This is a genomic window from Sphingomonas fuzhouensis (assembly GCF_034659795.1).
Taxonomy (GTDB): Bacteria; Pseudomonadota; Alphaproteobacteria; order Sphingomonadales; family Sphingomonadaceae; genus Sphingomonas; species Sphingomonas fuzhouensis.
This window is the reverse complement of sequence record NZ_JAXSQY010000011.1, coordinates 12,760-24,531: the sequence shown is the minus strand read 5'-3', so window position 1 is coordinate 24,531 and position 11,772 is coordinate 12,760. Positions and strand designations below refer to the sequence as shown.

The 11,772-nt window shown below is 66.5% G+C and carries 7 protein-coding genes and 1 tRNA gene; 5 read left to right on the top strand and 3 right to left on the bottom strand.

Going from position 1 to position 11,772, the window contains the following annotated elements; all coding sequences use genetic code 11:
• Positions 1 to 131: 131 nt before the first annotated feature.
• Together U1H82_RS17495 and U1H82_RS17490 are read right to left on the bottom strand one after the other, a co-directional pair.
• Positions 132 to 2,018, bottom strand: a complete 1,887-nt coding sequence (locus tag U1H82_RS17495; RefSeq protein WP_322966256.1) for a M61 family metallopeptidase — start codon at positions 2,016 to 2,018, stop codon at positions 132 to 134.
• A gap of 159 nt (positions 2,019 to 2,177) precedes the next feature.
• Positions 2,178 to 2,251, bottom strand: a tRNA-Cys gene (locus U1H82_RS17490).
• A gap of 270 nt (positions 2,252 to 2,521) precedes the next feature.
• Between U1H82_RS17490 and U1H82_RS17485 the strand changes: the two genes are divergently transcribed.
• The 5 genes from U1H82_RS17485 (at position 2,522) to U1H82_RS17465 (ending at position 9,773) form a co-directional block, all read left to right on the top strand.
• A complete protein-coding gene (locus U1H82_RS17485) occupies positions 2,522 to 3,190 on the top strand; it encodes a protein-L-isoaspartate O-methyltransferase family protein (protein WP_322966255.1) in 669 nt (222 codons plus the stop codon).
• Between the two features lie 6 nt (positions 3,191 to 3,196).
• Entirely contained in the window at positions 3,197 to 4,729 is a 1,533-nt protein-coding gene (locus U1H82_RS17480; protein ID WP_322966254.1) for a TolC family outer membrane protein, read from the top strand.
• Positions 4,730 to 4,783: 54 nt separating this feature from the next.
• The gene (locus U1H82_RS17475) at positions 4,784 to 5,359 is read left to right on the top strand and encodes a DUF2497 domain-containing protein (protein WP_322966253.1); all 576 of its coding nucleotides are present in this window, start codon (positions 4,784 to 4,786) and stop codon (positions 5,357 to 5,359) included.
• 73 nt (positions 5,360 to 5,432) lie between these two features.
• Entirely contained in the window at positions 5,433 to 7,058 is a 1,626-nt protein-coding gene (locus U1H82_RS17470; RefSeq protein ID WP_322966252.1) for a histidine kinase famiy protein, read from the top strand.
• A gap of 42 nt (positions 7,059 to 7,100) precedes the next feature.
• Positions 7,101 to 9,773, top strand: coding sequence for a valine--tRNA ligase (locus U1H82_RS17465; protein WP_322966251.1), 2,673 nt, complete (start codon positions 7,101 to 7,103; stop codon positions 9,771 to 9,773).
• Between the two features lie 134 nt (positions 9,774 to 9,907).
• Here the strand turns inward: U1H82_RS17465 and U1H82_RS17460 are convergent, their stop codons facing one another.
• A complete protein-coding gene (locus U1H82_RS17460) occupies positions 9,908 to 11,686 on the bottom strand; it encodes a cation:proton antiporter domain-containing protein (protein WP_322966249.1) in 1,779 nt (592 codons plus the stop codon).
• Between the last annotated feature and the right edge of the window lie 86 nt (positions 11,687 to 11,772).

Below are 11,772 nucleotides of genomic sequence, written 5' to 3'. Positions count from 1 at the left end.
AAACCTGGCTCCTGGACGCGCATTCGCATGGCGTCTGTCCCTTCGCAAGTACCGAGATGCCCGGCGGCCCCCGAAAAATTCACATGGGTAAACCCGCCGGTGACACATGGCGTTCCCGGCGGATCACCGAATCATTGCGAGGCCGGAACGGGCAAAGAGGCGGTGGGCACCGGGCGCGGGCCCAGCCAGGCCTGGCGGAAGCGGGTCTGTTCGGGCGTCAGCGGCTGGCCGATCCGTTCATTGGGCAGGACCTCGATAGTCGGATCGGTGGCCAGGGTCAGCGTCGCGCTCCGTTCCCCGCCGCGCTGGCGATAGACGATGGGCAGGCGGTCGCCCGGCACATGACGCGCCAGCAGCGCGGTCCAGGCCTCCTGCGTCGTGACGGGGTGGCCATCCACGCTGACGATCCGATCGCCCTTGTCGAGCCCGGCCTCATAGAGCGGCGTACCCGGCACAGTCGGAACCGCGATCGTCAGGCTGCCCTCTTCCACTCCCGGCGTGCCGCCCGCCCAGGCGGCATTCGGATGCGCCTTGCGCAGTGTCAGTCCGGCCTGGGCGAGCAGCGGCGCGAAATCGGGCAGGCCGCTCGCGGTTACGCTGCGCGCGAAGAACCGGTCGGCAAAGCCCTGATCCCCGGTCACCTGCGCCAGCGCGACGCGCAGGTCGTCGGGGCGATAGCTACGCTCCGGCTTGCCGAAGCTGCGCCAGAGCCGGCGCATATAATCGTCGAGCGTCAGGTTCGGGAAACGCTGTCGCAACTCCAGGTCCAGCGCCAGCGCGATGATCGCGCCATAGGGGTAGTAAGAGAAGAAGATATTGGGGTTGGTCGGGTCGATCGACTGGGCCGCGTCGACAAAGGGCGCCCGCAGGCTCATTTCCTGCGGACCGCCATAGCGACGTGCCGGGGAATTGATGAGCGCGTTGAGCGTCCCCGATATCTGCCTGACATAATCGTCGAGCGGCATCTCGTCCGCGCGCACCACTGCCAGCGGGCCGTAATATTGGGTGAAGCCCTCGGCCAGCCATAGCGACGGCGTGGCATTGGCGCGGGTGAAGTCGAACGGCTCCAGCTCGGCCGGGCGGATGCGCTCGACATTCCAGCTATGGAAGAATTCGTGGCTCAGCGTCTGGATCTGCGAGAATTTGGCGGCCGCCAGCGACTTGGGCGTGCTGATGACCGTCGAGTTGCGATGCTCCATGCCGTCGCCGCTGATCTGCGGCATGTAGTCGGCGAGGAAGGTGTAAGTGCCGTAATCATAGGCGGGCGGCTCGCCGAAGATCGCGATCTGCTGCGCCACGACCTTCTGCGCCATCGCGGCGAAGCGGTCGAGATCGGCGGCGCTGCCGTCATGATGGACGGTCAGGCGGATGGTGTAGGTCTTGGCGCCGTTCGTCACCGGCCAGTGGCGCTCGTCCCAGGCGGACAGCTCGACCGGGCTGTCCATGAAATATTGCAGGTCGCGCGCGGTGAAGACCGTCGGGTCGTTGGTGGGTGCGAGTTGGGTGGCGATCTTCCACCCGGCTTTTGGGTGGAAGCGGACGCGGATCGGCCGTGCGTCCTGGCCCACCGCCCAGAGGAAGGTCGCGGGGATGTTCAGCCGGGCATGGGTCGGGTCGATCTGCGCATAGGTGCCGTCGCCCCGGTCGCCGAACAGCGTGTAGCGCACCGTCACCGTGCCGTCATGGCCCGCCACGGTCCAGCCATAGGGATCGGTCCGCTCGACGGTCAGCGGCTTGCCCGTACCGTCGACGGCGGACACCGAATAGACGTTCTTGGCGAACTCGTGCAGCGCATAGCGGCCGGGCGAGGAGCGTGCCATCTGGAAGCGGACGGGTTTGCGGGGCAACCCGCGATAGGTGACGCTGACCTGCGCCTCGTGATGCTCGGCACGGGGGAAGGCGATGTCATAGTCGACCGGCACCTGCGTGGCCTTGGCGGCGGGGGCGGTCCGCGCCGCGACCGGTTGCATCGCCGTGGAGGCCAGCGCTAACGCCGCCGTCATCGCCAGAACCCGCATCCTGTTCCCCATCATAACTGTCATGCCGTGACTTAGGCATGGACGTACAAATGGGTCCACCGCTTTTCGGCGGTGGGCGGCGATCTACGGCAATACGGCCGAATCGCCTTGCGTCCCGCCCCGCAGGGATGGTCCGCTCATCCGAATGTCAGGAAAATCTGGAGGCGCGACCGGGAATCGAACCCGGGTGCAAGGATTTGCAGTCCTCTGCGTCACCACTCCGCCATCGCGCCTCGATGCGTGGGAGCGGCGCCTTTCTGTGGTTTTCGCCGGACTGTCAACAGCGAGTACGCAGTCGATTTGAAAAAGTACGCACTGTTCCTGATTTACCCCAGGGGTAGGGCGGCTGCGATTCGGTGGTGCCGCCGCTCGATTAACAGTCGAACGCTCGCTTTGCGTCGACATGCAACCACGCTTGGCGGAAATCGCCCCACGCGATAGAAGCGGCGGGAACCAATTTAGTGTATTGCACAACTAAAACGGCTGTGCGACAGGGTAGGGCGATGATGACAACCAGCTTTGATTCCTCGAATTTCGACGCGATGCGCCATGCGATGGTGGCCAGCCAGCTGCGCACCACGGCGGTCAGCGACCAGCGTGTCGTCGCCGCGATGGCGCGGGTTCCGCGTGAGGCGTTCGTGCCCGAGGCGCTGCGGCCGGTCGCCTATCGCGATGGCACGCTGGACCTGGGGCAGGGCCGCGCGGTCAACCTGCCGATGGCGACTGGCCGTCTGCTGACCGAGGCCTATCTGGAGGCGGGTGACCGCGTGCTGCTGATCGGTGCGGCGACCGGCTATACCGCCGCGCTGCTGGCCGGGATCGTGACCCAGGTGATCGCGGTCGAGGAACAGCCCGAGCTGGTCGCCGCTGCGCGCACCGCGCTGGCGGGTGAGACCAAGGTTGAGGTCGTGCAGGGCGCGCTCAATGCCGGTCATGCCGCTGCGGCCCCCTATGACGTGCTGGTCATCGACGGCGCGGTCGAGGAACTGCCGACCGCGCTGGTCGAGCAGGTCAAGATCGGCGGCCGGATCGTCACCGGGCTGGTCGAGAACGGCGTCACTCGGCTGGCCAGCGGTCGCCGGACCGAGGGCGGTCACGGCGTGCGCGCCTTTGCCGATGCCGAATGCACCATCCTGCCGGGCTTTGCCCGTCCCCGCGCCTTCCAATTCTGAGGGACTATGCGCCTGCACCTGACTTCCTGCCTGACCTCCGGCGTTCTGATCGGCTCGGCCCTGTTGCTGGCCGGGTCGGCTTCGGCGGAGACGTTGCGCGAGGCGATGGTGCGGGCGTATCAGACCAATCCGACGATCACCGGCCAGCGGGCCGCCCAGCGCGCGACCGATGAGAATGTGCCGATCGCCAAATCGAACGGCCTGCCGTCGCTTCAGTCGAACGGGCAGATCATCGACAACATCGTTGTCGCCAACAACAACTTCCTGAATCCGGAGCGCGTCGGCACGGGGCAGTTGCAGTTGTCGGTCCCGCTCTATCAGGGTGGCGCGGTCAAGAATGCGGTGCGGGCGGCGGAGACGCGGGTCGATGCGGGGCGCGCGCAATTGCGAGGGGTGGAGGCGAACCTCTTCACCAATGTCGTCGCGGCGTACATGAACGTCATTCGCGACGAGGCGATCGTCAATCTCAACACGCGTAACGTCAATGTGCTGGAGACGAACCTGCGCGCCTCGCGCGACCGGTTCCAGGTCGGCGACCTGACCCGGACCGACGTCGCCCAGTCCGAGGCGCGTCTGGCGCAGGCGCGGGCGCAGCTTCAGTCGGCGCAGGCCAATCTGATCTCCAGCCGCGAGAATTACATCAACATCGTCGGTATCGCACCTGTCGGGCTGGAGCCGCCGCCAGCACTCCCGACGCTGCCTGCCTCGCCCAATCAGGCGGTGGCCGTCGCCCTCGAGCAGAACCCACAGTTGATCGCCGCACGCCGTTCGGCGGATGCGACCCGGTATGACATCAACGTCGCGCGCGCCAATCGGCTGCCACGGGTCGCTGCGGTGTCGAGTGGCAACTATTTCAACTATCTGGGCTCCCTCAATGCGCCTCCGAGCGCGGGCAACGTCCCGACCTCCGGCGTCAACGCGACGGTCGGCGTCCAGATGTCCATGCCGCTGTTCCAGGGGGGCCGCCCGGCGGCGCAGGTCCGTCAGGCCGAGGCACTGCGCGGCCAGGCGCTGGAGAACGCGACCGGCACCGAGCGGCAGGTCGTGGCGCAGGTTCGCTCCGCCTATGCCGTGTGGCAATCCTCGCAGGAGGTGATCGCCTCGGCCGAATCGGCGGTGCGCGCCAATTCGCTGTCGCTGGAGGGCGTGCGGGCCGAGAACAGCGTCGGCACCCGCACCGTGCTCGATATCCTGAACGCCGAGCAGGAATTGCTGAACAGTCAGGTGACGTTGGTGACGGCGCGGCGCGATGCCTATGTCGCGGGCTTCGCGCTGATCGCGGCGATGGGCAATGCCGAGGCGCGCGACCTGGGGCTGGACGGCGGTCCGCTCTATGATCCGGTCGCCAACTACAAGCGCGTCCGCAACAGGATCAACGACTGGGACGGTGACGGCGAGCCTGCGCCGGTCGCCAGCACCACCGCCGTAACCCCGGCCCAGACGGCGGCGATCACCCGTCCGCTCGACGCCGACGTCAACGCCCCTGTTGACAGAAGCCCCGCATTAACCACAGGTGCATCGGCACCAAGCCGGCAATAAGGTCGGCTGCTGGCCTTTGGGGGGCCTTGGGGGGCTGAAATGGGGTTTGCGGTCATGGGTGAGATCAGCGCCGAGCCGTCGATGGAGGAAATCCTCTCCTCGATCAAACGGATCATTGCCGAAGAGGGCGAGGTGCCCACACGTCAGCGGCGTCAGCCGCGCCCCGTGCCTGCACCTGCCGCGGACGATGATTCGCCCGAGGTTCTGGAACTGAGCGATCCCATGCCGCTGCGCATGAAGGTCGAGGCCGCCGCCGCCCGTGCTGCCGAATCGGCGATGCGCGCCGTCCCTGAGCCTGCTCCGGTCCCCGAGCCCGTCGCGCAGGCCGCAGCCCCCGCACCGCAACCGGCCCCGCCCGCCGCCCCGTCTGTCGCTAAGGTCGATCCGGCCGATGACGATGGGGAAGAGGCGATCGTTTCCCCGCGCGTGGCCGAGGCCAGCCGTGGTTCTCTGGAGGCGCTCAGCCGTATGATGGTCAAGCCGGAACCGAGCAGCGACGGCACCCTGGAAGGGTTGGTTCGCGAGATGCTGCGCCCGATGCTGCGTGAGTGGCTCGACACCCATCTGCCCGAGATGGTCGAGGCGATGGTGGCCCGCGAAATCGCCCGGATCACACGCGAAGGGCGCTGATCCCGCCCACCGACTTTTCCACGTACATCAAGGTGTAAGCGGAACCGGCGGCACCTGTCCGGGTTCGATGTCCATGGACCCGACGCCCGAGACGCCCGATCTGTCGAAATCGACGCGCTCGCACGTGTCGTCCCCGCCGATCGCCGATGCGAAGCAACCGCATTCGGGCCAGTCGGACATCTTCTTCGCCGCCGTGAAGACGACGCGGATGCCGATGATCGTCACCGATCCCCGGCAGCCGGACAACCCGATCGTCTTCTGCAACGAAGCCTTCAGCTTCATGACCGGCTATTCGGAAGCCGAAATTCTCGGCACCAACTGCCGTTTCCTGCAAGGGCCCGAAACCGACCGCGACGTAGTGGCACAGGTGCGTGCGGCGATCGCGCGGCGCGATGAGATCGCGGTCGAACTGCTCAACTATCGCAAGAACGGCTCGACCTTCTGGAACGCGCTGTTCGTCTCGCCCGTCTATGACGATGCGGGCGAACTGGTCTATTTCTTCAGCAGCCAGCTCGACATTTCGCGCCGCCGCGAGGCCGAGGATGCCCTGCACGAAGCGCAGAAGATGGAGGCGGTCGGCAAGCTGACCGGCGGCATCGCGCACGACTTCAACAATTTGTTGCAGGTCATCATCGGCTATTCGGACATTCTCGAAGCACGGGTCGATCAGGGCGATCGCAGCGGACGCCGCGCGGTCGAGGCGATCGCTGCCGCTGCGGCACGCGGCGCGACGCTGACCCAGCAACTGCTCGCCTTTGCCCGCAAGCAGGAGTTGCGCGACCGGCTGCTCAACTTCAACCAGCTGATCGAGGATTTCCGCCCGATCCTGAACCGCACGGCGGGCGACGGCATCGTGATGCGCCAGCGGCTGGAGGAAAATCTCTGGAATTGCCGGATCGATCCGGTCCAGGCCGAGATGGCGCTGCTCAACATCGTCACCAACGCGCGTGAGGCGATCGGTCGCGACCGGGGGCATGGCGAAATCGCGGTGTCGACCCGCAACATGATCCAGTCCGTCGATCAGCCGGAGGGGCCGACCAATTTGGAGCCGGGCGAATATGTCGTGGTGTGCATCGCCGATGACGGCCCCGGCATCGACCCGCAGATCGCCGACAAGATTTTCGATCCCTTTTTCACCACCAAGGAAATGGGGAAGGGGGCGGGCCTGGGCCTCGCCATGGTCTATGGCTTCATGCGGCAATCGGGCGGGCTGGCGACGGTCGAAGCCGGTGATGGCGGTGGCACGGCGATCACCCTGTATTTTCCCCGCGCGGCGGGCGTCACCGAACGCCGCGCCATGCCGGTTCAGCCTGCGCATAGCGGCGGGGTCGAGCGCGTCCTGATGGTCGAGGATCAGGAGGATGTCGGTGATCTGGGCAAGTCGATGCTCGAGGATCTGGGCTATGATGTCGTCCTGACCCGCAGCGCGCGCGAGGCGCTCGACCATCTGGCGAAGGACGATGACTTCCAACTGCTGTTCACCGACATATTGATGCCCGGCGGGATGAACGGCGTCGCCCTGGCGCAGGCGGTACGGCGCGATTATCCGCGCCTGTCGGTGCTGCTGACCACCGGCTTTGCCGACGAGGCGATCGACGAAGGTGCGCGCTCCTATGAGCTGATCCGCAAGCCCTATCGTCGCACCGATCTGAACGAACGCATCCGCGCCGTCCTCGACCGGCCGGGGGCCCGCACCTGATAGCATCTGGCGTCCGGCGACGCGGGTCATTAAGGCAGCGGCATGACTGAGCTGCCCAAGACGTTCGACCCCGCCGCAATCGAAGCCCGCTGGTATGGCCATTGGGAGGAAAAGGGCCTGTTCCGCCCCGACCGCCCGAATGCCGAGCCGTGGACGATCGTCAACCCGCCGCCCAACGTCACCGGCAATTTGCATATCGGCCACGCGCTGGACAACACGTTGCAGGACATTCTGGTCCGCCATGCCCGTCTGAAGGGCAAGGACGCTTTGTGGGTGGTCGGCACCGACCATGCGGGCATCGCGACCCAGATGGTGGTCGAGCGCCAGATGAACGCGCGTGGCGAGAAGCGCACCGACTTCACCCGCGACCAGTTCCTGGAAAAGGTCTGGACGTGGAAGGCGGAAAGCGGCGGCCAGATCACCGGCCAGCTGCGCCGTCTGGGCTGTTCGATGGACTGGGCCAATGAGCGGTTCACCATGGACGAGGGCTTCAGCAAGGCGGTGCTGAAGGTGTTCGTCGACCTTTACCGTCAGGGTCTGCTCTACCGTGACAAGCGGCTGGTCAATTGGGATGCGGGCCTTGGCACGGCGATCAGCGACCTCGAGGTCGAGACGCGCGAAGTGAAGGGCAGCTTCTGGCGCCTGCGCTATCCGCTGGCCGATGGATCGGGCTTTATCGAGGTCGCGACGACGCGCCCCGAGACGATGCTGGCCGACATGGCGGTCGCGGTGCACCCGGACGATGCGCGCTACACCGCGCTGATCGGCAAGCAGGTGCGTCTGCCGATCACCGGCCGCCTGATCCCGATCGTCGCCGACGAACATGCCGACCCCGAACTGGGATCGGGCGCGGTCAAGATCACGCCCGGCCACGACTTCAACGATTTCGAGGTCGGCCGCCGCGCCGGGATCGAAGCGCGTGACATGCTCAACATGCTCGATGCCAAGGCGCATGTCTGCCAGACCGCCGACGGGCTGATCCCCGACGCCTTCCTCGGCCTGTCGACCGCCGACGCGCGCAAGGCCGTCGTCGCAAGGTTGAAGGACGAAGGCGTCCTGATCCCGCATATCGACAAGGACGGCGAGGAGCACGACGCCGAGCCGCGGACGATCCAGACCCCGTATGGCGACCGTTCCGGTGTGGTGATCGAGCCGTGGCTGACCGACCAATGGTATGTCGACGCCAAGACGCTAGCCCAGCCCGCCATCCAGGCGGTGCGCTCGGGCGATATCAAGATCGTGCCGCAGGCTTGGGAGAAGACCTTCTTCAACTGGATGGAGAATATCCAGCCCTGGTGCGTCAGCCGCCAGCTCTGGTGGGGCCACCAGATTCCGGCATGGTTTGCCGAGGATGGCCGCGTGTTCGTCGCCGAGACCGAGGAAGAAGCGCAGACGCAAGCAGGCGAAGGTGTCACCTTGACCCGCGACCCGGACGTGCTGGATACGTGGTTCTCGTCGGCGCTCTGGCCGTTCGCGACGCTGGGCTGGCCCGACAATGGCGACAAGACGCTGGCGGGGCGCTACCCCAATGACGTGCTGATCTCCGGCTTCGACATCCTGTTCTTCTGGGACGCACGGATGATGATGCAAGGGCTGCACTTCATGGAAGAAGTGCCCTTCAAGACGCTGTATCTCCACGGTCTTGTCCGCGCCGCCGACGGCTCGAAAATGTCGAAGTCGAAGGGCAACACGGTCGATCCGCTGGGCCTGATCGACCAGTACGGCGCCGACGCGCTGCGCTTCTTCATGGCGGCGATGGAGAGCCAGGGCCGCGACATCAAGATGGATGAACGCCGGGTCGAGGGCTATCGCAACTTCGCGACCAAGCTGTGGAACGCGGCGCGCTTCGCTCAGGCCAATGGCATCGGCGCGTCGACCACGCTGGAGGCTCCGAACGCGAGCCTCGCGGTCAACAAGTGGATCATCGCCGAGACGGTGAAGACGGTGCAGGCGGTCGACCTGGCGCTGGCCGATTACCGGTTCGACGGCGCGGCGAATGCGATCTATCAGTTCGTCTGGAGCCGTTTCTGCGACTGGTATCTCGAACTCATCAAGCCGGTCCTTCAGGGCGGCGAAGAGGGGGGGGACGAGACCCGCGCCGTGGCGGGCTGGGTGCTCGACCAGATCCTGGTCCTGCTCCACCCGTTCATGCCCTTCATCACCGAGGAACTGTGGCATGCCATGGGCGCGCGCGATCATGACCTGATCGTGGCGGCCTGGCCGATGGCCGACGCCCGCGCGCTCGACCCCGAGGCGGAGCGTGAGATCGACTGGCTGATCCGTCTGGTCAGCGAAATTCGCGCCGCCCGCACCGAACTCAACGTGCCGCCGGGCGCACGACTGCCGATGCATGTCCGCGATGCCCGTGCCGACACCAAGGCGCGGCTCGAACGCCAGGCCGCGGCGCTGGCCCGTCTGGCGCGCGTCGAAGCGGCCGAAAGCGAAGCGACCGGTGGCGCGGCGCAGGTCGTGGTGGACGAGGCGACCTTCGTCCTGCCGCTGGAGGGCGTGATCGACCTCGACGCCGAGCGGCAGCGTCTGACCAAGGCGATCGCGGCGGTGGAGAAGGAACGCGACGCGCTGGGCGGGCGATTGAGCAACGCCAGCTTCGTCGAACGGGCCAAGCCCGAAGCGGTGGAAAAGGCGAAGGCCGACCACGCCGACAAAATGGCGGAAGCGGCCAGGCTACACGCGGCCCTAGGCCGCCTGGGCTAACCCCAATCCTCCCCATGCTGTGCATGGGGAGGGGGACCGCGCCCGTAGGGCGTGGTGGAGGGGCGAGGGGCCTGCCCCTCCACCATCGCTGGCGCGATGGTCCCCCTTCCCAAGACGAGCTTGGGGAGGATTGATTAACTCTGTTCCCCCAGCCGTCTCAGCCGCCGGATGCGCGGCTCGCGCTGGAGTTGCGCCTCGCGCCGGATAACCTGCCGCAATTCGTCGCGCTTCTCATGGATCGACGCGATCACCGGCCCCATCGCGACGCCCAGATCGACTAACACCGCCTCCGACAATTGCAGCGAGCTTTCCAGTGTCTCCGGCACCGCCTCGCTGACGCCCGCGCGGTAGAGTTCGGTCGCATGCGCCATATCCCGCGCACGCGCGATGATCGGCAGGTCGGGCGCGGCCTGTCGGATACGTCGGGCCAGCCGCACGGTCAGCACCGGATCGTCCATCGTCAGGATCAGCGCCCGCGCGGCAGGCAGGTCCAGCCGGTCGACCAGCTCGGCCCGCGCGACATCGCCGAACAACACCGGATAGCCCGCCCGCCGCGCCTCGGTCACCGAATCGATATCGGCCTCGACCGCGACATAGGATTGGCCGTGCACGGTCAGCATGTCGGCGATCATCTTGCCGACGCGGCCAAAGCCGATGATGACCGTCCGCCCGGCATCCGCATCCGGCTCCGGCACGGCGGGGCCATCGGTGCTGCGCGCCTCGATCCGGCGCGAGATGACGCGCCCGGCCTTGGCGAGCAGCGGAGTGATGGTCAGGCCGATCGCCGTCACCGTCTGCCAGAAAGCGGCGGTCGAGGGCAGGATCAGCTGCGCCTGTGCCGCCGTCCCCAGCACGATCAGCGTGGTTTCCGACGGGCTGCCCATCAGCAACCCCGTCTCCGCCGCCACCCCGCGGCGGGCGTGCGCCACGCGCAGCAGCAGATAGGTGACGATCGCCTTGACCGCGACCACGCCGACCACCGCCAGCAGCAGCATGTCCCAGTTCCGGGCGATCAGCCGCAGGTCCAGGCTCATGCCGACTGTAATCAGGAACACGCCCAGCGCCAGCCCCTTGAACGGCGCGGTCATCACCTCGACCTCGGAATGATATTCGGTCTCTGCGATCAACAGGCCCGCGAGCAGCGCGCCAACGATCGGCGAGAGTCCCGCCGCCGTGGTCGCGACGCTGGCGACGATCACCACCAGCAGCGAAGCGGCGAGGAACAGCTCCGGGCTCTTGGTCCGCGCGGCTTGCGAGAACAGCCGGGGCAGGACGATCTTGCCGCCCAGATACATGGCCAGCACGGTCAATCCGCCGCGCAACGCGACGCCCGCAATCCCGACCCAGCCTTCGTCCGACGCGGTCGGCGCCATCGCGCCCAAGGCGAAGATGATCGGGACCAGCGCGAGATCCTCGAACAACAGCATCGCGAACGCACCGCGCCCGACCGGGCTGGTCGTGCCGACCAAGGGCAGCACCAAGGCGGTCGAGGACAGGGTCAGCGCCAGCCCGAGTCCGATCGCGCCCGCCCAGCCCTGGCCCAGCAGGTGCAGCGCGATCCCGATCAGCGCCGCCGAGCCGATCAGCTCCGCCGCGCCGGTGCCGAACACCAGCCGTCGCATTGCCCAAAGCCTGCGAAAGGAAAGCTCCAAGCCAATGGAAAACAACAATAGGATGATGCCGAACTCGGCAAAGGGCTCGATCGACTCCGGGTTGGAGATGGTCAGGTAATAGAGCCACGGCGCATGCGGTACGAGCGATCCCAGCCCGGCAGGTCCGACCAGTAATCCGACCAGGATAAACCCGATTACCGGGCTGACCCGAAAGCGGGCAAAGGCCGGGATGACGATCCCCGCGGAGCCGAGGATGACGAGAGCGTCGGAGAAGCCCTGATTGTCTAACCGAAGTGCCATGGCGACAGACTAGACCGGCTTGATGACGCTTGTCAGGTCGTTAATCCCACGAAACGACGCCCTGTGGTTAATGAGGCGGTTCATTG